At 50.5% G+C, this 23,255-nt stretch carries 23 protein-coding genes and 1 riboswitch; of the genes, 4 read left to right on the plus strand and 19 right to left on the minus strand.

Annotation, left to right across the window (positions count from 1 at the left end):
• Nucleotides 1-5: 5 nt before the first annotated feature.
• From ACFO4U_RS07645 to ACFO4U_RS07670, 6 genes are all read right to left on the minus strand, one after another.
• Entirely contained in the window at nucleotides 6-1,241 is a 1,236-nt protein-coding gene (locus ACFO4U_RS07645) for a GAF and HD-GYP domain-containing protein (RefSeq protein ID WP_215243724.1), read from the minus strand.
• Between the two features lie 125 nt (nucleotides 1,242-1,366).
• Nucleotides 1,367-1,831 (minus strand): 6,7-dimethyl-8-ribityllumazine synthase, encoded by a 465-nt coding sequence (gene ribH / locus ACFO4U_RS07650; protein WP_074036107.1) that lies wholly within the window; start codon nucleotides 1,829-1,831, stop codon nucleotides 1,367-1,369.
• Nucleotides 1,828-3,012, minus strand: coding sequence for a bifunctional 3,4-dihydroxy-2-butanone-4-phosphate synthase/GTP cyclohydrolase II (locus tag ACFO4U_RS07655; protein WP_074036106.1), 1,185 nt, complete (start codon nucleotides 3,010-3,012; stop codon nucleotides 1,828-1,830). The genes ribH and ACFO4U_RS07655 overlap by 4 nt, the downstream gene beginning before the upstream one ends.
• The gene (gene ribE, locus ACFO4U_RS07660) at nucleotides 3,012-3,653 is read right to left on the minus strand and encodes a riboflavin synthase (protein ID WP_214690585.1); all 642 of its coding nucleotides are present in this window, start codon (nucleotides 3,651-3,653) and stop codon (nucleotides 3,012-3,014) included. The genes ACFO4U_RS07655 and ribE overlap by 1 nt, the downstream gene beginning before the upstream one ends.
• On the minus strand, nucleotides 3,653-4,717 hold the full coding sequence (ribD, locus tag ACFO4U_RS07665) for a bifunctional diaminohydroxyphosphoribosylaminopyrimidine deaminase/5-amino-6-(5-phosphoribosylamino)uracil reductase RibD (RefSeq protein ID WP_215243723.1): 1,065 nt from the start codon (nucleotides 4,715-4,717) through the stop codon (nucleotides 3,653-3,655). The genes ribE and ribD overlap by 1 nt, the downstream gene beginning before the upstream one ends.
• 152 nt (nucleotides 4,718-4,869) lie before the next feature.
• Nucleotides 4,870-5,012: riboswitch (FMN riboswitch) on the minus strand.
• Nucleotides 5,013-5,092: 80 nt separating this feature from the next.
• On the minus strand, nucleotides 5,093-5,905 hold the full coding sequence (locus tag ACFO4U_RS07670) for an undecaprenyl-diphosphate phosphatase (RefSeq protein ID WP_196431078.1): 813 nt from the start codon (nucleotides 5,903-5,905) through the stop codon (nucleotides 5,093-5,095).
• Between the two features lie 452 nt (nucleotides 5,906-6,357).
• On the opposite strand from ACFO4U_RS07670, the gene ACFO4U_RS07675 reads away from it, so the two are divergent.
• Nucleotides 6,358-6,999, plus strand: a complete 642-nt coding sequence (locus ACFO4U_RS07675; protein ID WP_074036101.1) for a homing endonuclease associated repeat-containing protein — start codon at nucleotides 6,358-6,360, stop codon at nucleotides 6,997-6,999.
• Between the two features lie 45 nt (nucleotides 7,000-7,044).
• Here ACFO4U_RS07675 and ACFO4U_RS07680 read toward each other — a convergent pair whose 3' ends face one another.
• Together ACFO4U_RS07680 and ACFO4U_RS07685 are read right to left on the minus strand one after the other, a co-directional pair.
• Nucleotides 7,045-8,724, minus strand: coding sequence for a sensor domain-containing diguanylate cyclase (locus ACFO4U_RS07680; RefSeq protein ID WP_214690582.1), 1,680 nt, complete (start codon nucleotides 8,722-8,724; stop codon nucleotides 7,045-7,047).
• Between the two features lie 288 nt (nucleotides 8,725-9,012).
• On the minus strand, nucleotides 9,013-9,843 hold the full coding sequence (locus ACFO4U_RS07685) for a DegV family protein (RefSeq protein ID WP_159562782.1): 831 nt from the start codon (nucleotides 9,841-9,843) through the stop codon (nucleotides 9,013-9,015).
• Between the two features lie 161 nt (nucleotides 9,844-10,004).
• Between ACFO4U_RS07685 and ACFO4U_RS07690 the strand changes: the two genes are divergently transcribed.
• From ACFO4U_RS07690 to ACFO4U_RS07700, 3 genes are all read left to right on the plus strand, one after another.
• Complete coding sequence (locus ACFO4U_RS07690; RefSeq protein ID WP_214690581.1) at nucleotides 10,005-10,703, plus strand: ABC transporter ATP-binding protein; 699 nt, start codon at nucleotides 10,005-10,007, stop codon at nucleotides 10,701-10,703.
• Nucleotides 10,704-10,715: 12 nt separating this feature from the next.
• Nucleotides 10,716-13,037 (plus strand): ABC transporter permease, encoded by a 2,322-nt coding sequence (locus tag ACFO4U_RS07695; protein ID WP_215243722.1) that lies wholly within the window; start codon nucleotides 10,716-10,718, stop codon nucleotides 13,035-13,037.
• Nucleotides 13,038-13,121: 84 nt separating this feature from the next.
• On the plus strand, nucleotides 13,122-13,847 hold the full coding sequence (locus ACFO4U_RS07700; protein ID WP_047795005.1) for a hypothetical protein: 726 nt from the start codon (nucleotides 13,122-13,124) through the stop codon (nucleotides 13,845-13,847).
• 30 nt (nucleotides 13,848-13,877) lie between these two features.
• Here the strand turns inward: ACFO4U_RS07700 and ACFO4U_RS07705 are convergent, their stop codons facing one another.
• The 11 genes from ACFO4U_RS07705 to pulA all read right to left on the minus strand — a co-directional run bounded on the left by ACFO4U_RS07705 (nucleotide 13,878) and on the right by pulA (nucleotide 23,157).
• On the minus strand, nucleotides 13,878-14,960 hold the full coding sequence (locus ACFO4U_RS07705) for a low temperature requirement protein A (protein ID WP_196431082.1): 1,083 nt from the start codon (nucleotides 14,958-14,960) through the stop codon (nucleotides 13,878-13,880).
• Nucleotides 14,961-14,975: 15 nt separating this feature from the next.
• Nucleotides 14,976-15,248, minus strand: a complete 273-nt coding sequence (locus tag ACFO4U_RS07710; protein WP_074036091.1) for a GNAT family N-acetyltransferase — start codon at nucleotides 15,246-15,248, stop codon at nucleotides 14,976-14,978.
• Nucleotides 15,249-16,142, minus strand: coding sequence for a DUF5996 family protein (locus tag ACFO4U_RS07715; RefSeq protein WP_251125256.1), 894 nt, complete (start codon nucleotides 16,140-16,142; stop codon nucleotides 15,249-15,251).
• A 14-nt stretch (nucleotides 16,143-16,156) separates the two neighbouring features.
• Entirely contained in the window at nucleotides 16,157-16,558 is a 402-nt protein-coding gene (locus ACFO4U_RS07720) for a (4Fe-4S)-binding protein (RefSeq protein ID WP_215243721.1), read from the minus strand.
• 86 nt (nucleotides 16,559-16,644) lie between these two features.
• Complete coding sequence (locus tag ACFO4U_RS07725; RefSeq protein ID WP_215243720.1) at nucleotides 16,645-16,971, minus strand: thioredoxin family protein; 327 nt, start codon at nucleotides 16,969-16,971, stop codon at nucleotides 16,645-16,647.
• Nucleotides 16,972-16,991: 20 nt separating this feature from the next.
• Nucleotides 16,992-17,843 carry a DegV family protein gene (locus ACFO4U_RS07730; protein ID WP_074036087.1) on the minus strand — a complete coding sequence of 284 codons (852 nt, stop codon included), beginning with the start codon at nucleotides 17,841-17,843 and terminating at the stop codon, nucleotides 16,992-16,994.
• A gap of 125 nt (nucleotides 17,844-17,968) precedes the next feature.
• Complete coding sequence (locus ACFO4U_RS07735) at nucleotides 17,969-18,388, minus strand: RDD family protein (protein WP_074036085.1); 420 nt, start codon at nucleotides 18,386-18,388, stop codon at nucleotides 17,969-17,971.
• Nucleotides 18,389-18,402: 14 nt separating this feature from the next.
• On the minus strand, nucleotides 18,403-19,479 hold the full coding sequence (locus tag ACFO4U_RS07740; protein WP_215243719.1) for a nitric oxide synthase oxygenase: 1,077 nt from the start codon (nucleotides 19,477-19,479) through the stop codon (nucleotides 18,403-18,405).
• A 97-nt stretch (nucleotides 19,480-19,576) separates the two neighbouring features.
• Nucleotides 19,577-19,819 (minus strand): hypothetical protein, encoded by a 243-nt coding sequence (locus ACFO4U_RS07745; protein WP_074036083.1) that lies wholly within the window; start codon nucleotides 19,817-19,819, stop codon nucleotides 19,577-19,579.
• A 74-nt stretch (nucleotides 19,820-19,893) separates the two neighbouring features.
• Complete coding sequence (locus ACFO4U_RS07750; protein WP_215243718.1) at nucleotides 19,894-20,091, minus strand: hypothetical protein; 198 nt, start codon at nucleotides 20,089-20,091, stop codon at nucleotides 19,894-19,896.
• Between the two features lie 144 nt (nucleotides 20,092-20,235).
• Complete coding sequence (pulA, locus tag ACFO4U_RS07755) at nucleotides 20,236-23,157, minus strand: type I pullulanase (RefSeq protein WP_215243717.1); 2,922 nt, start codon at nucleotides 23,155-23,157, stop codon at nucleotides 20,236-20,238.
• Nucleotides 23,158-23,255: the final 98 nt, after the last annotated feature.

Consider the following 23,255-nt stretch of genomic DNA (forward strand, 5'->3'; position numbering starts at 1 on the left):
CCTTTTTAGTGTGCTTTAAATGTCTGCTCGAACATGATGGCGATTTCTTCTTGATGAACCAGGAATAATTCGAACAAAGTCGGGTCGAACGCCCCTTCCATATTTCGCATCGCAAGAATCGCATCCTCATGAGTATAGGCCGGTTTATACGGTCGGACCGTCCGTAGTGCGTCATAGACGTCGATGATGGTGACGATTCGAGCCGCAAGCGGGATGTCTTCCCCTTTCAGTCCTTGGTTGTACCCGGTGCCGTCCCAGCGCTCGTGATGATACAGTGCGATGTGATAGGCCATTTGAATGAAGTAATTCTGAGGGAACTGTGTCTGCAAATCCTTCAACACTTCGCCGCCGACACGCACATGGTCGCGCATGAATACCCATTCCTGGTCGGACAGTTGATTCGCTTTGAGTAAGATTGCGTCCGGAACAGAGATTTTGCCGATATCATGGAGCGGTGCCGCGAGACGGATTCCTTCGATGAAGAGCGGTGACACTTCCGGATGGTGATGATCGTATAAAATCGTCGCGAACAGCGTCGACAAATCCTGCACCCGCTCGATATGGTTCCCCGTCTCGTTGTTACGGAGTGCGGACAAACGTAACAGCGTGCGGACAAGCCCCTCTTGATAATCGATCAATTCTTTTTCACGCTCGGCGAGGACCCGCTGCGCTTCTTCCCGCCCGGCCTCGATGCGGTGTCGCTCGACCGCCCCGAGCAGCGCATTGCTGAAATCTTGTAGCGCCTGTTGTTCGTACTCCGTGTACGTCCGTTCCGAGACGACGGAATCAAACCCGACAAATCCCTGACACGACTTCCCTTGCATCATGGGGACCGCGAGCAAACTTTGAATCGCTTGCGGTTCTAAGATGGCGCGGACGGCGCTCCCTTCAGGTAGATCGGCGACCCGTGGAATATACATCGTCTCACCCGCCACATGGGTATTCACCCACTCGGGCAGCACATCAATCGGCACGTCTTGAAGATTGTCCATTTCAGCCGTGATTCCTTCGGCGCACCATTCGAACGTGTTATGGCAGACTTGATTCGTAAAATCGTAATCGAAGACATAGACGCGGTCGACCGCGAAATAATGTCCAAGTTCGGCTAGCGATTGGTCAACCCGCTTTTTGAAATCCGCAATCTCTGTCGTTAAAAAGCGATTGAGGAGTGACGAAAGCAGGTGATGGAGTCGCTCTTGTTGTTGTAACTGTAACGTCAATGATTCGTGCGAAGTTGCCATGTGCCAAACCTCCCTTATCGTTCAAATACATGCATTCGTTCCATGCACTTATTTTACCCATTTTTCAGTTTTTTCATCCTAGTTCAACCATTTGAAAAACCGGGTGATTGTCACCCGGTTCGTGATCACACTTGCTTCAATAGATTGGCCATCTCGATGGCAGAAGTCGCCGCTTCCCACCCTTTGTTGCCTGCTTTTGTTCCTGCACGCTCAATCGCCTGTTCAATCGTCTCCGTCGTCAACACGCCGAAGATGACCGGGACTTCGGATTGATAGCTCGCCTGGGCGATCCCTTTTGCCGCTTCGTTACAGACGTAATCAAAATGCGGGGTCGCACCACGGATGACGGCTCCGAGCGTGATGACCGCGTCGTATTGTTTGCTCATCGCCATTTTTTTCGCGACGAGCGGGAGTTCAAATGCTCCTGGGACGAAGGCGAGCGACACATCCTCTTCCTTCACTCCATGACGTTTCAAGGCATCCTTCGCCCCGTCAAGCAGACGCATCGTGATCAAGTCGTTGAACCGTCCGACGACGATTCCAATCTTTAAGCCTTCTCCAACTAAGTTTCCTTCAAATGTATAGGTCATGTCCATGTTCCTCCAATATGATTCATTTTGAGTTGTTTCGTCAGGCGATACGATTCGTTTGCTTCATGCGCACCGACATGAATCGGAACGCGTTCGACAACTGTGATGCCACATGATTCCAAGGCATCGACTTTATCGGGGTTGTTCGTCATGAGCCGGACACGGGTGACGCCAAGATCACGAAGCATCGCCGCGCTCACCCGATAGTCCCGAAGGTCCGGATGAAACCCGAGTGCCACGTTCGCCTCGACCGTATCCAATCCATTCTCTTGAAGGGCGTACGCCTTCAGTTTGTTCAACAGTCCGATGCCTCGCCCTTCTTGACGCATATAGAGCACGATGCCCGATTCCTGCTCGATTCGTGCCATCGCCGTGTCCAGTTGCGGACCGCAGTCACATCGGAACGAACCGAAGACGTCACCGGTCAGACATTCGGAGTGAATGCGAACGAGCGGGACCTCCTCAAGTGTCTCCGTCACGAGCGCCACATGCTCTTCACGGTCCATTCGATTCTCATACCCTATCATGCGAAACGTTCCTTTTGAGGAAGGTAGGGACACGTCCGCAACACGTGTGACGAGGTTCTCCTCCATATATCGGACTAACGCTTCGATAGTGATGAATGCCAACCCGTGGCGTTCAGCGACTTGTACCAAATCAGGTACGCGTGCCATCTCCCCGTCCTCTCGAATGATTTCACAGATGACCGCGACCGGCTCACTTCCTGCGAGTCGCGCCAGGTCGACAGACGCTTCGGTATGACCTCGGCGAACGGAGACGCCTCCCTTCTTCGCAATGAGCGGGAACAGATGTCCAGGACGTTGAAAATCGGATGGATGGGACGATGGGTTCGCTAACTCACGAACGGTGTGAGACCGTTCACTCGCCGAGATACCAGTCGTCGAATCGATATGGTCGACACTGACCGTGAAGGCGGTACCGTGTGGGTCTGTACTGTTCGTCACCATCGGCGCGAGGTCGAGACGAACTGCCACTTCTTCTGCTACGGCGCTACAGACGAGTCCTTTCCCTTCCGTGATCAAAAAGTTCATCGTTTCCGGTGTCATCTTGTCACCGAGTACGACAAAGTCCCCTTCATTCTCACGGTCCTCATCATCCACGACGATGATGGGACGTCCTCGTCTCAGTTCCTCAACCGCCCGTTCAATCGAATCAAACATTACCATCCCGCCTTTCCATATCCTTGTTCCGCCAAAGACTCGAGCGTCATCTTCGACTGCCCGACGACCTTTTCCATATATTTTGCTAACAGATCACATTCTAAATTGACTAAATCACCCGTCTGTTTCATCCCAAGCACGGTCTCGCTGTATGTGTGTGGAATCAAGGACAGGGTAAACCCACGCTCTGACACGTCAAACACAGTCAAACTCGTTCCATCTACAGATATCGAGCCTTTCGGGACAATGTAGGAAAGGAGCGCGCGGTCACACTGGATATCAACATAGACCGCATTCGCGAGAGGACGTTTCTTCGTGATTCGCCCGACCCCGTCGACATGACCGGATACGAAATGTCCGCCAAACCGTCCGTTCGCCGGCATCGCTCGTTCGAGATTGACAGGTGTTCCAGGCTTGACCCCATCTAGACTCGATGCCTTCAATGTTTCTGGCATGACATCGACAGAGAACGTCGCGTCATCGAACGTCGTCACCGTGAGACAGATCCCATTCACGGCAATGCTGTCCCCGAGCTTCACATCCTCAAGCACTTTCACAGCGGACAAAACGAGTCGTAAAGATGGTCCGTTGCGCTTGACCGCTTTGACCGCTCCGATTTCTTCTACGATTCCCGTGAACATCAGAGCGCCCCCTTTCGAAGGACGACTTTCAGGTCGGGTCCAATCGTTTCGACCTGATGAATCGTAAAACGGGATATCCCATCGATCGTCCCTTCCTGCTGTGAGCGATAGACGCCATGCTTCCCACCGAATACCCGTGGTGATTGATAGGCGACCCATTCATCCACGTAGCCTCCGTCAAGAAGTGAGGTGACAAGCGTCGGTCCGGCCTCGATCAACACACGCCCAATCCCATTTGCGTATAGCGTCTCAAGAACCGTGCCGAGTGACGTATAATCGAATAATTCGATACTGACGGCTTGAGCTCGTTCACGTCGTTCTGCCTCATCTGACGAAGTGAAGAGGAGCACCGGGACGTCTTCGGCGGTACGTGCTAACGTACTAGCGAGCGGTAACCTTAGGTCACGGTCGAGCACGACTCGTTTCGGCTGTCGCGTCACGCGGTCCAATCGAACCGTAAGCGATGGGTCATCCGCGAGCACCGTTCCAATCCCGGTCAAAATCGCATCGACCGTGGCACGAAGTTCATGCACATCACGACGGGCTTCCGAACTCGTCACCCATTGACTCTCCCCCGTCTCTAAGGCAACTTTCCCATCGAGGCTCGTTGCCGTCTTCAAGATGACGTATGGTCGTTTCGTCTCAAGCGACCGCAAAAATGCCGGATTCAAGGCACGCGCCTCTTCTTCAAGCAGACCCACATCGACTTCAACACCGGCTGCTTGCAGGCGCATGATCCCATTGCCTGCGACGAGCGGGTTCGGATCTTTCATGGCGACGACGACACGTTTGATGCCCGATTCTACAATCAAATCGGCGCACGGCGGTGTCTTACCGTGATGCGAGCACGGTTCGAGCGTGACATATAAAGTCGCCCCGGATGCAGCCGCACCGGCCATTCGAATCGCATGCACTTCAGCATGTGGTTCGCCCGCCTTAAGGTGGGCACCCATTCCGACGATACGTCCGTCTTTCACGAGAACGGCACCGACGAGTGGATTGACACCGGTCTGTCCATCGGCTGATTTCGCCAATTGAATGGCCTGTTCCATGTACTGTTTCATCGTTCTCCCTCCTTTTTCCGTACAAACAAAAGACCCTAAGGAGCAGTCCTTAGGGTCTTGGTGGGAGGGTTTCGTCGAATTTTGGCAAGCCAAATAAACGTTTTCTATACAGAAAAGCGTACGACGAAGCACAGGTCACGTGGACCTGTTTTTTGTTCCTTCTCCCATCCAGACTATACTGTCGGCTCTAGAGTCTCACTAGATCCACCGTTCGCACACGTGCGCCCGGGTCACGGACTTAGGGCATAGGCCCATCACCGCCGGTTGGGAATTTCACCCGACCCCGAAGGAATATTTGTTTGTACAGGTTTACTGTATCGCAATTGTTTTTATTTCGCAAAACAAAAAACGCTACTCGTGAGAGTAGCGCCTCGATTATGCAAGAAAGAGGACGACGAGAAGCCCGACAATCCAGCAGTAATATGAAAAATACTTCAATTCGCCTTTTGCCATGATGTGCTGGAACCACTTCAATGAAATGGCGGTCAACACGTATGATGCGATAAATGCCAAAAGGAGCGGACCGAACAAATCACGCGTGTCTGGGTTTGTGAACAACGTCGGACCGTCCAAGATCATCGTCCCGAGACTAATCGGAATGAACAGGAAGAACGAGAACCGAAGCGCGGATTCCTGTTTGATCCCGAGGAGCATCGCCATGACGATAGTCGCCCCGGACCGGCTGATCCCAGGAATGAGCGCCACAGCCTGAGCAAGTCCGATCAATACGGCGTCACGTAGCGTAATGCCACCGTCGCCCTTGTTTCCTCGCATGTTCCGGATGAACCAGAGGGCGAGTCCCGTAATGATGAGTGTATAGCCGACTGTCGCCACGCCACCGAGCACCTCGGCGATCCAGTCACCAAACAGGACACCGAGCACACCGGCCGGAACGGTCGCGACAAGTAACAGCCCGATGAACTTCACGTCGACCATCGTCTCATTCGAACGGTCTTTCTTAAATAAAAACGTCCACAAACTCATGATGAGACGAACGACGTCTTGACGATAGATTGTTAAAACCGCAAGAAGCGATGCAAAGTTTACGAAAACTTCAAATGACAATCCCGGCAAGTCAATGTTAAATAGTTCTTGGAAGATGACAAGATGTCCGCTCGATGAAATCGGGATGGGCTCTGTGAACCCTTGAATCAATCCAAGTAACGTATAAAATAACCAAACTGTCATAGTGATGATCCTCTTTTCTGTTTTTCACTCAATGCGGCTATTTTAGCAGAATCGGTCTTTCATTGACCAGCCATTAAAATTTTTTTGCCGTAATTTCAATATTTGATTGATTAGTCTGAAAATTAAATTTATTATAGAAGGGTACTCATCTGGAGCGAAGGCGATGACCCCAACTCTCCAGCTGGGTACTTTTTTATAAAAATATTACAAATTTGGGTGATTAAAACTTTATGTTTACATTTCTCTCGAAATTCGATTTAATTTGTAATAGAACTGTTACCATTTTTTGAAATTATCAACTGCGACTTTAGTCCTATCCAATTCCTAGGAATTGTTTAAAATTTTTCAAAATCACGTTAATAAATCCGAAAAACAATCCGATAGTATGATTGTAGGAGCATTTTTTTATCTTTGTCGGTTCAGATTTGAGTCCACGGAAGGAGGAACCATCATTGAATCAAACGCTATCCACTAAATCCCATCACTTGTCTACCGAACAGCAAAGGATGATCCATTGCATTCGTCTTCTCGGGGACTTGTTGAAGGAACGTCCACGCCGTTCTGTCTATCGCCGCTTCGCAATGGAACAGAATTGGCCGTCTCCTGAGTCGATCATTCGTCAGTTCGGGTCATGGGCTGAGGCACTTGCCATCGCAGGCTATGAATGGCATGGAGAGTCAACCGTCGAATTGCCAGACAAAATGCCGAAGTATACACGCGAGGACATCATCGAGACGCTCGCCATTTATTCGCGAGACATGGGCTCGATCATCACCTTGAAGAAGTATCAGCAATGGCGAAAGCTCCATCCGAAGGCACCGAGCCATTATCATATAGTCAAGACGTTCGGTTCGTGGCATGATGCCTGTGCCGAGGCAGGACTTGAGGCGAGTGTGACCTATTCGAAAACAGAACTCTCGAACGCCCTTCGTGAAGCCATTCAGGAAATGGGCTTCTCGCTCTCATTCGAAGCTTACCGTGAATGGGCAAAGCGCAACAACAAACCTTCAACGAAAGCGATCTTGCATCGCTATGGCTCCTGGTCAGCCGCCGTTCATGCGGTTGAATCTGAACTTTATAATACGAACTCATAATCATTTCATACGAAAGGAGGATCCACCATTTTGGGGATCCTCCTTTCATCTGACCTCTGTCGACAGATCATGATAGTGGGCGACACGATCTCGCCCGTTAAATTTCGCCCCGACATACATGGCCCGGTCCGCATGTCGCAAGACTGTATCGAGGTCTTCATATTCATAAATCGTTTCAATCCCGATACTCGCCGTCACCGTGATGCGCGTGCCTTCTGTCCCAAAATCATGGCGCTTCAAGGCGTTTCGTATCTTTTCGCCGACCAGATTGGCGGCCGCCTCATCCATTCTCGGGAAGACGAACACGAACTCTTCGCCTCCGTAGCGCGTCACCAAGTCCGTCGCTCGAACATTGCGAGTAAAGAGTTGACCTGCTTCAATCAACACCTCGTCCCCGAATGCATGACCGTATGTGTCATTGATCGATTTGAAGTGGTCCAAATCGATCAAGAAAACAGAGAGCGGATAGGACGCCACATCGTTCAAACGTTCTTTCGTCCAACGTCGTAGTGCCCGCTGATTATGTAATCCCGTTAACGGATCTGTCAAACTCTCGTGTTGCAAACGTTTGCGTTCATCGATGCGTTCGATTGACCAAGATAACGTCTTGAGGAGGCGGTTCACTTCAACCGCAATCGGAGTTTCGTATGCCCCGTTTGCCGTCGTCGATACCATGCAGCTGACCGCCGTCTCCGCTCCCCAAACGGGTTGGATGACGAGCGCCGAATGGTGTAGTTCCTGTTGGTTTCGCTGCAATTCAGGATGCCATTCATGGAGCGAGTCATAGACGAAACACGGTTCGTCCTCATCATGATACCGTTCAATCGTGAAGGCATCCGGCACACTCGGGATGACGCGACCGGTCATATCATAAAACGTCCGCTCCCCTTTTCGATTGACCTGTAGCCAACCACGCTCCACTTCGACGATATCACGTAGACCGTTCCAAAACTTCTCAATCAACAATTGCTCGCTGTCCACGCGGTACAGCTGTTCTTTCAAGCGTTCGACTTGATCGACTCTCGATTTGGTTTCTTCCGTCTCCGTCGCTTTCGACATCGTCATCTTTAGGACAGATAGTACGAAGAACGTGACGATGAGTCCGACATAACCGAAGACGAGATACGACTCGATGGCAATCATCGAGAACAAAAGCTCGAGTGACACGACGAGCCAATCAAAGCGAATCAATCGCCACATAATCGGGAACGGGATCCGTTCTCCAACCATGAAGTAGGATAAAGCAAAACTCATCGTCAAGACGAGGAACAAGGTGCCTAAAAACGCCAACATCGCCACGCCTTGTTGCATCAAATGAATCGGCTCTCCGATCCGTCCACCGAGAGCGATATAGGCGAGCCCCGGCAACAGAACGAGCAGACATTCAATCACCGTGTTGAGCGGATAGAAATGAAGGAACCGTCGTCGCCCGACGCGACGATTGAAGGCTCGCGCCTGAAACGTGAAGAGGAGCAATTGCCCCATCAACAGTGCGGGCGCTAGTCCGTATAAAAAGAATGTGATAAAGACAAACATCTCATGGAACGTGAAGTGAAGATGCCTGCGCTTTAAAGGATTCATGACGAACAATGCCCCAAGCGTATAGATGAACCAAAACAACGGCCAGTCGAACGCCTCAAGGTTTTGGAAAGTCAAATACGTCACTCCCGTGAAGACGAGCGTCCACGCGAACCAGCTCCGAACTAGGTACTTCCGAAATCGCATCGTCTTCCCCCCTTTTCTCGTTCATTTTTTCTAGTATGACCCGTAATGCAAAAACATTCCAGCAATTGTTTGAAAGTTGAGACAATGAAATATTGAAATGATTCCCAATTTGATGTTTCGCTTTTCTAGATGTCGGCAACAACTTGGATAAAGGGGGCTAACCATGGACTTTTCTCTATTTCTGATCACGTTTTTGATCATCTATTCGCTCACTATCACACTTCTCTATTTGCGGAAACAAAAGAATACGTAAAAGGGCGATCCTCGTAGGAGGACCGCCCTTAATCATTATTTCGCTTTCAAATAAGAAATTCCAATTGACCCGGATCCCGTATGCGCCCCAAGAAGTGGTGCGAGTGTATCAACTCTGATCGGAATCGTGTCACCGAGTTGTTTTTTCCACTCCTCAGCAAGCTCAGGGACATTTCCGTGGAAAATCGAGACGTCCTGACATTCACCGGACTCGATTGCCGCACGTAACACTTCGAACAAATGGGCTTGTGCTTTCTTGTATGTGCGGACCGTTTGATACGGGACAATCAAACCGTCTTCGAATCGAAGTACAGGTTTCAATTGAAGCATGTTCCCGATGAGCGCCTTCGATTTAGAGATTCGACCGCCTTTTTGCATCTGCGTCAAGTTTTGAAGCGTCAATTCGATGCGGACGTCCTCGACGCGCTTCTTCATGTATGCTTCCACGTCTTCAAGCGCATCGCCTCTTTCGACGCGTTCAATCAACTCCTCGAACATGAGTCCCATCGTATAGATACCTGCCCGTGAATCGAAGGCGAGCAACTTGAACTCCGCAATCTCAGCCCCTTGAACGGACGCCGAATACGTCCCACTCAGGTCAGACGATAGGTGAATCGCGATGCCCATATCGTACTCTTCTTTCAATTTTTCATAGAGTGTGACGAAATCCCCGATCGCGGGCTGACTCGTCGAGACGCGCTCTCCCGCGTCAATCCACTCGTAAACCGTTTTCGCATCGACTTCGATTCCATCTTTATACGGCTGGTCCCCTTTGACGACATAGAGCGGGACAATGTGGATGTCAGGATGTTGCGCTAATGCATCTGGAAGGACAATCGTGCTGTCCGTGATGTAAGCAATCTTCATAAAGAGTTCTCCCTTAAAAAAAGTTTTTAGTACCTGGTTATATTATTTTATCACAGGTGAAGCGGTTTCACTATTTTTTCAAAACATCCTATGTGTAGCTCGTCCAATCACTTCTCGAAAAGGGTATACCTTAGATAACAAATAAAGGAGGCATGTGTGGCATGATCGAACTACGGAACGTCAGCAAAATCTATAAGACAGGCGACGTGGAAACGGCCGCCTTGAAAGACATCGACCTCACCATCCGGGATGGCGCGTTCGTCGTGATCCTAGGTCCAAGCGGGAGCGGGAAGAGTACACTGCTCAACGTCATCAGCGGACTCGACACGGTCACCTCAGGTAAGATCACGTTCGGCGACACCGTGCTGACCGACCTATCCGTCGATCAGATGACTGCTTTTCGACGCGACCATCTTGGCTTCATTTTCCAACAATACAACCTTCTTCAAAACTTGACCGTCTATGAGAACATACAAATTGGTTCTGACTTAACGAAAGACCCGCTGCCGATTGATGAATTGCTCGAACAAGTTGGGCTCACAGCGGCACGTGATAAATACCCCTATCAACTATCGGGCGGTGAGCAGCAACGTGTCTCCGTCGCCCGCAGCCTCGCCAAAAATCCCGCCATCATCTTTTGTGACGAACCGACGGGCTCACTCGACGAGGAAAATTCGAAGAGAGTACTCGAACTATTGGAACGATTGAACAAGACGTATCAAAAAACAGTCGTCGTCATCACACACAATAATGGAATCAGTGAGATGGCGGACGATGTCATCAAGATGAACTCCGGTCGAATCGTGGAGGTGACCCATCATGAGACCCGGGTCGCGGCACGTGACATCCATTGGGGATAAGGGGGTGGCAACATGCTGTATAAAAACGTCTGGAAGACATTAAATCGGAAGTGGATGCAACTCCTCGCCATCGCCATCATCATCGTCATGAGTTCACTCACGTACACGATGATGTTCTATGGCATCAGTGGAATCGAGGTCCCGACTGAAGAGTATCTGGAAGAATCGAATCAGGAAGACTTTGCGATTGACATGCTCAATCGGGTGACGGAAGAGGAGTTACGCGACCCCGCTATCGCCACGCTCGCGGAAACAGGAACGTTCACATTGGCTGACATCAAACAAGCCGATGCGGAAGTCTTCAATCGTCTGATCGCATCGCGAATCGCTGCCGTCGAACAGGAGATGCCGGATGCTACGATTGAACTCCGTGACTTAAAAGCCATCACCTACACGTTCGATGATATTGAACATCGGGGATTGATCGTCAAAGAATCAGACACGATCAACCGCTCCTACCTCGAAGCCGGTGATCGACCGAGCGCGAATGACGAAGTCGCCCTCAATAAAAAATATGCAGAGGAGAACGGTATCGACATCGGAGACACAATCGACATCGGCAAACCGTTCACGGTGAGTGGATTTGTCCTCTTTCCGGACTATACGCTCCCACTCTTCGATGATAACTTCTTCAACTTGGACCCTGGTTCACAGACCCTCCTCTTGATGACGGATGAATCGTTCGAAACATTCATCGGGCAAGAGTCTTTCCGACTGTCCGGGGTGACCGATCAAGCGATCAAGACCGACATAGACCTCCCGTTTGTCGTCTCGGTCATGGAGACGGAAAATATTATCCGAAGTGGTGCCATCTACAGTGAGATTTCATCCGGCAAGGCGATGGCGCTCGGACTCAGTCTCTTTATCGTTTCTATCGCTGTCATCATCGTCGCCATCCTGATCTCAAATATGCTCGAGGCGGAACGAGGACAAATCGGACTGTTGAAGGCGATTGGTTATAGTCGTCGGCAAATCGCATCGCCTTACTTGGTGCTCATCTTGGTTTTCGCATTCTTTATGCTCATCATCGGTTATTTCCTGGGGCTTTATTTCGCGAACCCGTTGAAAGAACTCTATCTCGACTTCTATCTTTTACCGTCCATCACCATCGCCCAAAGTCCACTCGTGTTCGTGACAGCCGTGTTCGCCCCGCTCCTCTTCTTTGCGCTCGTTGCAGGAGCTGTCATCTATAAAATTATGGGTGAGAGCGCCCTTGCCCTCTTGTCACCACGGGACAATGTCTCATTGAATCGACTCAGTCGACTTGTCAGTCGCCTGTTGAGACGGGCGAGTGGCAAGACGAAGTTCAAATATTTGTATGCCGTCAAGAGCACGGGGAGTTTTCTCATCTTCTTTCTCGGGATCCTCTTCTCGACGATTCTCATCGTTTTCGCCCTCATGATGAACGGCGCCGTCGACCGTATGACCGTTGGCGGATTGAACGAAGCGGTGTATGAATACGAGGCGTATACAGACGGGACACCGGTTTTAGAAGCGGGACAAGAACCGTTCCTCACCTATCCGTTCGCCTTTGTCGAAGATAACCTGATCACCTTGAAGGGACTCGACTTCGACAACACCTTGTTCCCACTCCGAAACGAAGATGGGGATGTGTTGACACTTGAACCCGACGGCCTTGTCGTCTCCTCCTCACTCGCGCTAAAACTCGGCCTCGATGTGGGTCAAGACATCGATGTCGCACTCGACGGGGACACGTTGACCTATCCCATTATCGGGATTGCCGATGAATTCTCTGGCGACTTCGCCTATTTGCCCCGGGCGACGTTAAGTGAACTTCTCACCGCTGGCGCAACGGATGATCTGTTCAACGGTATCTATGCGACGGAGCGTCCGAGCGAATCGGACTATTCGACTATTCTGTCACGCCAAGGGTTGATTGATCAGTCCGAATCGATCAACCAATATATGAATTTCATGATGAATGTCTTGATTGGTGGAGCGTCCCTCATCGCTTTCAGCATCCTGTTCGTCTTGACGGCACTGACGGTCGAGAAGAACTATTACGTCATCTCCTTGTTGAAAGTGATGGGATATCAAAAACGGGAAGTCCGCTCGATGATTTTGAACAGCTACTTCATCTACGCGCTCATCTCCGCCCTCTTGAGCATCCCCATCGCCCTGTTGACGCTTCGAGTCATCGTCGTCGTCTTCGCGGAAGATTATGGGCTCGTGCTCCCACTTGAATTTGAATGGATCTATATCGTCTATACGCTCGGTGCAGTCGTTCTCCTCTTCTTCATGAGTACATTCATCAGCCGCCGAAAAATCGATCAAATCCCACTTCAGGAAGTTTTAAAGACGTATCAAGAATAATTCATGCCAAAATAGGGCATAATAAGAGATAGACCAGGTCTCTCCTGAGGAGAGACCTGACTTTTGCAGAAAAGGATGATACACATGAATCGTACACAAGTCATGCTCGCCATTCCCGGAAACTGGTCTTCCGCAGAAGGCGTCAGCGAACAAATCAGTTTACATAGTGAAGGCTACACGATGGCCGGTCTGTTGTTGCTCGAAGATGAGACAGGGAAGGCGTTCACCGTAGAAGTCGTCGAACGTGACCCAGCCCTCGCCGAGGCGATGATTCACGCGAGTTCTGGCGGGTTCACCCCGAAAGTCGCGAAAGGAATCGCTCGTCATACGCATGTCGTCTACTTGATTGTCGACGTCAACGATTTGACAGACGTCGCCGCTGCACGTCGTGCCGCAAACGCCGTCTTAAACGCAGGTGGAGTTGGCGTCATGGTCGAGTCAGCTGGTGTCTCTTACTCGAAAGACGAGTGGCAAGAATCAAAAGAAGAAGACCTCGCACTCGACTATTCGCTTCTCACGGCTATCACAGAAGAAGAGAACGCCTATATGTCATGGGGAATGAAAGCGTTCGGTCATGCAGACGTGGCTGTGCCGATGACACTCGACATTGAAGATGCCATCCACGTAATCCATTCGTTCAACTTCCACCTCATCTCAGGTGGCGCGATGTTCGGCGATGGCGACCATTTCGCCTTTGAAGACGGTCGCGCCTTCACGGTCGAGATGGGAGAAGATGAGCGGACGACCATCGACAACTTGTTGCATAACCCGTTTGGCTTGATTTATCTCGTCCCACAAGCAGCAGAATAAGAAAATGGAGCGCCCCGCGGTGCTCCATTTTTATGTGGTCGTCAGTTTCGCATAGATGGCGAAGAAGATGGCGAGTTCAATCATGATGATTAACGGTGAGACGAGGACGAATAGATGGAGGCCGGTGAACACGAGAATGAGCGCGACGAAAAACACGAAATAGCCCCAGTGCAACCGGCTTTCCGGGAAGCGATGATTGTGAAACACGAGCGTCGTCGACAAAAAGTAGACGAGAACGGCACCGAACGTCACCATCACTTCAAAGCGCTCATCCAACTCCCCGAGATACATCAGTTTCATCATGCTCGCCAGAACGCTGAGTGACATCCAAATGAACAGATGACCGTACAAAATGATTTGACCGGTCCCGACCGCGTCTTTGTCCACTTTCTTTTCGATGTTGTCAAAGTATTGCCACCAAATGGCGATGAGGACGATGAATGCTAAAATCGAAAAGCTGATGGACCGAATATCCCCGTCTTGCGGCTCGAGCACCGCCAAGATACTGATAATGGATTCCCCTAAGACGATGATGGTCAAAAGACCAAAGCGTTCGAGCAAATATCCTAAGTTTATGGGCGTCATGGCCAAGCGTTTCCGACCGATGATCGGTACAATCAAATCGATGATGAGCCCGAGATACAGCACGACGTAGCGCAAGCTTCCATCAAAAAAGATGGATAACGACGAGACGCCGATTCCAATCCAAAAATAGGTGCCTAAAAAGCGTGCCGCCGGGTCTTGAATACGTCGATTTACCATCGTATACTGCAAGACCGTCATGACGCGCAAACCTAAGTAGCCAATGAGAAATGAATAGTAGTAGTCATCAAAATCCACGTTCAAGCTCGCCGTCATAATTAATACGAAGATCATCTGTCCAATTACGAACAGACGCTGGTGAATCGCATCCTCGAAAAAGCGGTTGATGAACATCGTCTGCCCCACCCACGCCCACCAAATCGGGATGAACATGAGGACGAACTTCGAGGCATATTCGAACGGGATGACACCATGATGGGTATGAAGAAGGACATGGGTCGCCGTCGCAATCGCAGCGACATAAACCAGGTCATAGAAGAGCTCTAACCACGTGGCTCGTTTTTCTTCCATCTAGCCCACCCCGGTTCAGTTCGCCAACACGTCGTGATACTCGGCATGTCGGTCGAACTGATTTTTCGTAAAGGGACAGAGTGGGATAATCGTCTTTCCTTCTTCCCGAGCATATTCGACCACGGCGACAACAAGTTTCTCTCCGATTCCCTGTCCTCGAAGTTCATCACTGACATACGTATGATCGACAATCAGTTTGTCCGCCCCCGTCGGCACGTAGTGCAGTTCTGCCGATGGCTTCGCCTCGTCCCCGACGTAAAACGTATTTTCCTTCTGTTTAATTTCCATTTACTCACCACTCTCCTCTTCTAGTTTTAGCGGGATAAAGAAATGGTCACGCATCGTCCAATCCATCTCGTCCATCAAGATGTCAAACGATGTAGACAAAAACGCTTGGACTTCCCCACTCGTTCCTTCATCAAGCGGCAAGAAAAATTCACTCTTCTCCGCGTCATAATAAGCCGCTTCCGGCTGTAGCGTCACGGTCGGTAGCGGTCTGAACAGGAACGGATAAGGCAAGACAAAATAGCTCGGTCGTTCCGTCACATCATCCCCAAGCCAAAATCCAAATTCAATCAACTGTTCATCGAAGGCGACGCGCTCGATCACTTTGTCTTCCGGAAACGGATGCTCGATCGGATAGATGACGAGCGAGGACACGTCGAACGTCCCCCAAAAGAGTGCCGGTTTGATTTTCCGGCATCGTAGCTTCGATAGGTATGTCAGCTGTTCGTGCGCCGCCCGTTGAAACAGCCTTAATCCTTGCCGGGCATACGCCGCATCATAAGCGAGCGGTGTCTCGTCCGTATCGAGAAGTCCTTGGAAGGTCATCTCCTGTGGTTTCGGGTTGATGCGTATGTCGACCCCATGCGTCCGCAGTCGATTGAATAAGTCGTCATGATAGGACTTGATTGTCTTCCCCGCTTCAATCGGGATGGCGTCTGTCTGATCTTCGACATGAACGACAAGGCAAGAACTTAGTAGATCCACATCAAGCTGGAGTGCCCGTTCCCCTTCAAACAACAGCCCTGTCGTGAACCCATTAACCGTGAGCGGTAGCGAGACATGCCCCCATTGCGGCTCAGGTGGGGCCAGTTGGAGTCTAATCTTCCCTAGTAGTTGGGAAATCAAATGCAAGGTCAACTTTGTATCATGCCAGTCCGAATGTAGTGGAATCTGCATCATCCATCATCCTCTCATCCTTTACACGCGCCACTATGGTCGCAAATCGGTCGCTTCCCGGATTGTCCACACCCGCAGAGCGTGGCCCGATACGTGGAGATGACCTCATCTCCTTGCTCGATTTGAAGGTCTCCACGCACCTCGATTTGTTGCCAGTCGTTTAATTTAACAGACGTCGGGACGTCCGGTTCCTCCGCATCTCCACCATCCTTCCGAACGAACTGCAGCGCACCGCTCGGGCAGCGTTCAATCACCGTCGCGACATCAGGAGCCTCGGCCCCATCCGGTAAGATCCACGGCTTCCGTTTCGTATCGAACACTTCCGGCAATCCCCGTACGCATTCCGTCGCATGGACGCAGAGCGACACATCATAGTACACATCAATCGATTCTCCCACGTATTGTTTGCCTCGCATCGAATCACCCCTTATGTGTTTGCGGGTATTTACCCGTTACACTATGAAAAAAACCCATCATCCCATGACAGGATGATGGGTCATATTCACGCTTGTCTCATTTCTTGCATGCGTTCGAGTTGATGCGTCAGTTCGCCGATCGGCACGAATCGTGCCCGGCGGAGCATTTCTTTCCCGTTGATGAAAAAGAGGACGACCGGCACGGTAAAGATGGAGAAGGCGCCTGCGACTTCCGGCACTTCATCCGAGTCTACCGCGACCGCCACAATTTCTGGGAACTGATGGAGCATCTCTTCAATCTGAGGTTTCAGCGCATGACAGACACTGCATCCCGGATGTGACACGTAGACGAGCAGCTGTTCCGTGCTCTCAATCCGTTCATTCAATCCAGTCAAGGTTGTCATTGCTTCCATCTTGCATTCCTCCTACTTGATTAAGAGTTGAGCCACAAGACACCGACCGTCTCAAATCCGGCATGTACCGCAATCGAGGGACAGAATCGAGTCCGTACGACTTCAAGATCTGGTAATTTCGACTCGATGAGTGCGACGAGGTCATCTTGCATGTTCGGTGCGAGTGCCGTCTGAACGAACACCCGATTGTCCTTCACACCGTTTTCCGCGTGACGACGTTCGAGTTCACCGACCATCTCCGCATAAGCCTTCTTCAATGAACGGGCCTTTTTGAACGGGATGACTTTCCCCGTCTCATCGAGGGTGATGATCGGCTTGATATTCAAGATGTTCGCAAGGAACATCTCACCGGAAGAAACACGACCGCCTCGGCGCATCGTTTCCATGTTTCCGATGATCATGAAGAAGTTCTTCTTATCACGCCATGCTTCGAGAAGGGCGACGATTTCCTCCACTGACTTGCCTTCGGCTTCAGCGGCCTTGCCGATTCGGACGAGTTCTTGTTGCGCCTCGAGTGCGGCATGCGAGTCGATGGTATACACGGTAAAGTCAGCCGCTTCGGCAGCTGCTTTCGAATTTTTCGCCGTACTGCTCAATCCATTCGAGCAATGGACGGCGATGGCACAATCATATCCCTCTTCTTTCAAGCGTTCGTAGCGGGCGATGAAATCTCCGAAGATCGGTTGTGACGTCTTCGCTTCTTTCTTTTGGTCAATCATATACCGATGTAGGTCTTCGAGAGAGAGTTTGGTTTCACTATAGCCGTTCCCGTCCACGATCAATTGAATCGGAACGATATCGACACCGAGACTTGCTGCCTCTTCTTGAGAGAAGTTGGCCATACTGTCGGTAATCCATGCGATTTTTGTCATAACTAAAAAGCCTCCAATAGTCGTTCATTTTTGTCCAATCCCATTATACCTTATTTCCCGCCGCTATTCCTACTCGACCGAACGGGACGAAAAAACAGAGCGACACACGGTCGCCCTGCTCCTCTTCATTTGGTCGAGATCAATTTTGTATGGGCGAACTCATCATGCGGCAACTCGAGGTCTTTATTCGATTTCATCTGTTGAAGTGCACGGATGAGCGGAATCCCAAGCGTCGCCGGGTAGACGACGTCTTTATAGAGTGTCCGCTTGATGACTTGCTCCAATGAAAGCGGACGTCCATCCGCACTCACGACCTTAATTCCGACGACACGGTCTCCTATCGTCTGACCGTTTCGATACAACATACAATAGACTTCTCCGGCCATCGTCACAACGGTCGGTAAGTAATACCGTTTCACTTCTTTGTCTGGCCAAATCTTCTTACGGACTGCCTTTTCAATCAGTTTTGCCGGTGTCTGAAAGACGAGTTGGTCGATTTGACCAGCGACGGCTCGTTTCCAAAGTGGGACTGCCACAGCAATCATCCTTTCTCTCGGTTCTAGCCTTTCAATTCCTCTTTTACCGGCTGACGAAACCCTGAGAACGGACATCCACTTCGAGCAAACAGGTTCGGTGTCTTGATCTGATTGTCGTAATGCTCGTGAAAAACGTGCGTCGTCGCAGGAGAGAGAGGCGGGATGAGCCAACTCCATTGCCCGGTGACGTCACGCCCCGCGTCCCGTTCGTTTTTTTCGAACCGCTTGAACTGTTTGGCAGCCGTATGGTGGTCGACAATGGTCACACCTTCCCGCTCGAACGATTGCAGGACGGCGATGTTCAATTCGACGAGTGCCCGGTCGCGCCAAAGCGACCGCTCTTTCGTCGTATCGAGCCCGAGTGACCGTCCGACGAGCGGCAACAAATCATAACGGTCCGTATCGGCCAAATTCCTTGCCCCGATTTCCGTCTCCATATACCAGCCGTTAAACGGGACCGAGGTAAACCGTAGACCTCCGATCTCTAGTTCCATATCCGCAATCGCTGGGACTGCGTGCCATTTGATGGTCCGTCCGTCAAACAAGTCCACATCCTCGTGCCGAATGTCCACCTCAAGCACGGCCTCACTCGGCAACTCAAACAAGCGGACGTCTCGCCCGTCCGTGATCATGAGCGGGAGGATATCGAACGGCGTGACGGCTCCGACCCATCCGAGTTCTTTCGCGCGCTTCGTCATCGTGACGGACATCGGGTCTCCGATGATTCCGTCAGGTGTCTCATATCCCGCGTACCGAATCAATTGTGTGTTCAATAGTTTGAACTCGTTCGGAAGAACCGTCATCGTCGAACGGATTTTTCCGCCGTTCGTGGCGAACCGAAGGTGGTCGACAAGATGGGTGTAGACAGCCTCAAACGTATCGGCGTCCCGTGCGTCAATCACATGGAGTGTCTGCCAAAACAAGCGGCCGATGCAACGATTCGAATTCCGCCACGCCACCTTGGCACCCTCACACAACTCTTCCGTCGTCAATGAATAGGTGCCCGTGCGCTCAATTTCATCTTTGATTTCTCGGAGGCGTTCGGAAGGGTCGTCATGCCATTGCCGCATCCAGTCGCTCGCTTGTTCATACAGATTCATATCTAAGGTCTCCTCACTCGATTCTCTCTTTCTCCATCTTAGAGAAAAGGAGACCCCTGTTTCAACTATCTATTCTCACAGAAGACAAGTCGGGTACTCAAGACCGCTCTGGCTGATGGACGAGTTCGATGTAGTCGGTGACTTCTTCGTTTTCGCTCACTTCCTGCTCGAGGGCGGTCATTTGCGCCTCGATGGTCGGACTTGATTCGTAGTCGGCGGCATATTGATACAGCCCATTCGTCACTTCAGTCATTCGACGTAAGCGGACAGGCAAGTCTGTACCGGATGCAAAACGAATGATGAACGTGACGTCTGAATTGCTTGAGTCAACCGCTCTCAATCGTCAGGATGAACCGTTTCTCGGGTTAACGCCTGTTCGTGATACGGCGCAAACTCTTCCGCATCGGCTGGAGATCATGCGCAGTTATCGAACAGCAGTCCCATCTTTTCGTTCGAATCGATTAGTCGACCATTTGTACCGAGTACGTAAATGGCATCGGGATACTGTTCAATCAGGAGCGAATCCACATGGAACGGGGGAATCGGTCCAGCTGACAATATATCCGTGACGTCACCATTGACGCGATGAATCCACTTTTTGAAAATCGCCATACAAGCTCTCCTTTCGAAAGAGATGGAAGTTTCAAGCGTAAATTCTCGTGTTCATACAAAAAACTAGTTTTTAAAGCATTAATTACCAATCACCCATAATTGTTCCATTAGAAAACCCCACTCGTTTCAAAGTGGGGTCAATGATTAGTTGCGTTCGAGGACGAACGTCTTGTATGCAGGCACGTTTACTTTTCCAGTTGCGCGCTTGATTGTCTTCGTTCCGGCACGGTCGCCATCGACAATTACTTTCCAGCTCCCTTTAGGAAGGGTGACTTGGACATTTGTCGGGTTGGCGTTATGCGTGATGAACAAGTCGTTCTTTTGACCCGGTGCATCTTCGTCAATCGTGTATGTGATGACGTTCGCTTCCGCTTTGTGGAATGTCAAGAATCGTTTCACATCGCTCGCTTTTGTCATCCGAAGACCTGGGTTGGCTTTACGCATCTCAATCAGGCCTTTCATGTATTGAACGTCCGCCTTGCGGTCGGCCGCCCGTTTCCAATCGAGCTGGTTGATTGAGTCTGGTGATTTGTAGGAGTTGTGGTCGCCTTCCTTCGTGCGCATGAACTCTTGTCCAGCGTGGAGGAATGTCGTCCCTTGACTCGTCAAAATGATGCTTGAAGCGAGTCGGTGCATCTTCGTCTTGTCCATTTCTGATGCGGTTGGGTTCGTTAACTCTAGCTTATCCCATAACGTGTGGTTGTCATGGGCTTCAACGTACGTGATGGCTTGCGTCGGCTCTTTCGTGAATCCTTTAATCGTGTCGCTATAAGCGATCTCACCGACGATTCCCGTCTTCACGCGATTTTCCATGCCCTCTTTTCCGTTGACGAATCCTTTGTCCTCATCGAAGAAGACGCTGCCTTTCAAGCCGTCACGGATGTTGTCATTGAAGTGGGCGATGCCCGGCATGTCGTAGGCGTTCTTTTGATTTGCTTTTAATTCAGCATCGAGCGGCGTACCAAGGTCCCATCCTTCTCCGAAGACGAGAATCGACTTGTCGACTCGATTCAACTCCGAACGAACCTTGTTCATCGTGTCGACGTCATGGATTCCCATCAAGTCGAAACGGAATCCGTCCCAATGGTACTCTTTTGCCCAATAGACGACCGAGTCGACGATCAGCTTTTGCATCATCGCCCGTTCGGAAGCCGTATCGTTTCCGACACCTGTTCCGTTGGCAAAGTCACCACCCGCTGTGTAGCGGTAGTAGTAACCCGGTACGATTTTGTGCAAGTTCGATGCCTGTGCATCGAACATGTGGTTGTATACGACGTCCATGACGGCACGTAAATTGTTGTCATGCAATCCTTGAATCATCTGTTTCATTTCCATGATGCGTACTTTCGCATCGTAAGGATTCGTTGAATACGACCCTTCTGGTGCATTGTAGTTTTTCGGGTCATATCCCCAGTTGTACGTCGCCATCGGATTCGTCTCATCGACGGAGGCCGTGTTGAAGTCATAGACCGGAATGAACTGAACGTGTGTCACGCCGAGATCTTTGACGTGATCGAGCCCTGTCTTCGTTGCCGTTTTCTTTCCGTCAACGAGAAGACGCGTTCCTGGTTCGATGACACCGAGATACTTTCCTTTGTTTTGGATGCCTGAGTCGTATTTGTCCGTCTTCACATCAAAGATGGAGAAATCACGGACATGCGTCTCATAGATGATCGCGTCCGTCGATTGTTTCAACTTCGGTTTCATCGAATTCCAACGTTTTGGATCTGTCTCTTTCAAATCGACGATGACACCTTGGTCACCGTTCACGCCGACAGCCGTCGCATACGGATCGACCGCACGGACCTTCCCTGTCGCATGGGTCACTTGGTACGTATAACCGATGCCGTCCAGGTCACCACGAACTTCCGTTACCCACGTGCCGCGCTCACCGCGCTTCATTTGAATCACTTTCTTCATATCTTTGTCGTTCGTCGGTCGGTTCGTCGGCATGTTCCACAGTTCGAGCTCGACTTGTTGAGCCGTCGGTGCCCAGAGGACAAACTTCGTTTTCGACTTTTGGTACGTGACACCGAGTTTACCGTCGTATGCATATTTCGCATCGAATTCTTTCGAACGAAGAACTTTGCCGGCCTGGAGCGTCTGTTCTCCGAACTCCGGGTGCGAGGCTTTGATGACTTTCGCTAAATCGATGTCTGCTTTGAATTGAATCGTCACCGACTTGTCGCTAGCTTTTTCAATCGATTCCACCGTTGCCCCGTCTACGCTCAATTCATCGATGAACGCATCCGTGATGACGCGATTCGTTGTGAGTGTTGCTTGACGGAACGTGTCCGCCGAGAACGAGACAAGTTTTGGAGAGCGATCGATTTGTGGCTCTGAATAGTAGATTGTTGAATCTCCTTCAACGAGCCAAATCTCTTTCGCAGTCCCGAGAACGAATCGGTCTTCCCCATCCTTCTCCGTCCATTCTCCTTTTTTCGTGATCAAGCCCATGAGTTTCTTCGATTCCGGGTTGGCGAGTTTCACGTTCGCGACGGCACCGAAATCATCAGCCTCATCGAAGGCGATGCTCTGCCCGTCCCCACCGTCCGGCCAAGCCCAAAGACCCCAGTCCGTATATGTATTGTCGTAACGGAAATAATGAACTTTCATATCGATTTCCGTCGAAGCCGTCTCCCCGTCCGGGTTCGACGTATAGATGGTCGGATCACCCGACTTGATCCACACTTCAGCGACACCATCTTGAATCATATCGCTTGTGATGAAGCGGTCGTTCTCAGAACCTTTATCTTTGTCCCAATTATCCGTGCGGACGATGAGACCGATTTTTTCAGGTGAATCGACTGGGAATTCGTAAGCCGCCACCTTTCCGAATGCATCTTCCCCGTTGAATGTGAAGCCTTTGTTCGGGAAGTAATCTGGGCCGTTCGCCCAAAGCCATAAATTCCAATCCTTTTCGTTATCCGGCGCCTCTTGATAATGGACGACGACAAGCGTCGACTTCCCTTTATCTAAAGCAGACGTCGGCATCGGAAACATTGACAGAATCAGTGCAAACGTTAGCACAACTGCCCATACGGGTTTCCATTGCTTTTTGACCATGAGGGTCCCTCCTTGTAGCACTATTTTGAGAAAACGCTTACACAGAAATTGTAAACGGTTTCTTTTAGTGAAGCAATGTTATTTTAGTAAAGTAGAGC

This window comes from Exiguobacterium profundum (assembly GCF_042652865.1).
In the GTDB taxonomy this organism is placed as follows: Bacteria; Bacillota; Bacilli; order Exiguobacteriales; family Exiguobacteriaceae; genus Exiguobacterium; species Exiguobacterium profundum.

What these genes read in the sequence shown, in the direction of transcription:
- ribE (WP_214690585.1), bottom strand. Translation starts at nt 3,653, where the DNA reads ATGTTCACGGGAATCGTAGAAGAAATCGGAGCGGTCAAAGCGGTCAAG.
- ACFO4U_RS07730 (WP_074036087.1), bottom strand. Translation starts at nt 17,843, where the DNA reads ATGACAAAAATCGCATGGATTACCGACAGTATGGCCAACTTCTCTCAA.
- ACFO4U_RS07750 (WP_215243718.1), bottom strand. Translation starts at nt 20,091, where the DNA reads ATGGCGATTTTCAAAAAGTGGATTCATCGCGTCAATGGTGACGTCACG.
- pulA (WP_215243717.1), bottom strand. Translation starts at nt 23,157, where the DNA reads ATGGTCAAAAAGCAATGGAAACCCGTATGGGCAGTTGTGCTAACGTTT.
- ACFO4U_RS07685 (WP_159562782.1), bottom strand. Translation starts at nt 9,843, where the DNA reads ATGAAGATTGCTTACATCACGGACAGCACGATTGTCCTTCCAGATGCA.
- ACFO4U_RS07645 (WP_215243724.1), bottom strand. Translation starts at nt 1,241, where the DNA reads ATGGCAACTTCGCACGAATCATTGACGTTACAGTTACAACAACAAGAG.
- ACFO4U_RS07735 (WP_074036085.1), bottom strand. Translation starts at nt 18,388, where the DNA reads ATGATTGCTGTGGCAGTCCCACTTTGGAAACGAGCCGTCGCTGGTCAA.
- ACFO4U_RS07695 (WP_215243722.1), top strand. Translation starts at nt 10,716, where the DNA reads ATGCTGTATAAAAACGTCTGGAAGACATTAAATCGGAAGTGGATGCAA.
- ACFO4U_RS07710 (WP_074036091.1), bottom strand. Translation starts at nt 15,248, where the DNA reads ATGGAAATTAAACAGAAGGAAAATACGTTTTACGTCGGGGACGAGGCG.
- ribD (WP_215243723.1), bottom strand. Translation starts at nt 4,717, where the DNA reads ATGAAACAGTACATGGAACAGGCCATTCAATTGGCGAAATCAGCCGAT.
- ACFO4U_RS07690 (WP_214690581.1), top strand. Translation starts at nt 10,005, where the DNA reads ATGATCGAACTACGGAACGTCAGCAAAATCTATAAGACAGGCGACGTG.
- ACFO4U_RS07740 (WP_215243719.1), bottom strand. Translation starts at nt 19,479, where the DNA reads ATGAATCTGTATGAACAAGCGAGCGACTGGATGCGGCAATGGCATGAC.
- ACFO4U_RS07670 (WP_196431078.1), bottom strand. Translation starts at nt 5,905, where the DNA reads ATGACAGTTTGGTTATTTTATACGTTACTTGGATTGATTCAAGGGTTC.
- ribH (WP_074036107.1), bottom strand. Translation starts at nt 1,831, where the DNA reads ATGACCTATACATTTGAAGGAAACTTAGTTGGAGAAGGCTTAAAGATT.
- ACFO4U_RS07655 (WP_074036106.1), bottom strand. Translation starts at nt 3,012, where the DNA reads ATGTTTGATTCGATTGAACGGGCGGTTGAGGAACTGAGACGAGGACGT.
- ACFO4U_RS07720 (WP_215243721.1), bottom strand. Translation starts at nt 16,558, where the DNA reads ATGCGAGGCAAACAATACGTGGGAGAATCGATTGATGTGTACTATGAT.
- ACFO4U_RS07715 (WP_251125256.1), bottom strand. Translation starts at nt 16,142, where the DNA reads ATGCAGATTCCACTACATTCGGACTGGCATGATACAAAGTTGACCTTG.
- ACFO4U_RS07725 (WP_215243720.1), bottom strand. Translation starts at nt 16,971, where the DNA reads ATGGAAGCAATGACAACCTTGACTGGATTGAATGAACGGATTGAGAGC.
- ACFO4U_RS07680 (WP_214690582.1), bottom strand. Translation starts at nt 8,724, where the DNA reads ATGCGATTTCGGAAGTACCTAGTTCGGAGCTGGTTCGCGTGGACGCTC.
- ACFO4U_RS07705 (WP_196431082.1), bottom strand. Translation starts at nt 14,960, where the DNA reads ATGGAAGAAAAACGAGCCACGTGGTTAGAGCTCTTCTATGACCTGGTT.
- ACFO4U_RS07700 (WP_047795005.1), top strand. Translation starts at nt 13,122, where the DNA reads ATGAATCGTACACAAGTCATGCTCGCCATTCCCGGAAACTGGTCTTCC.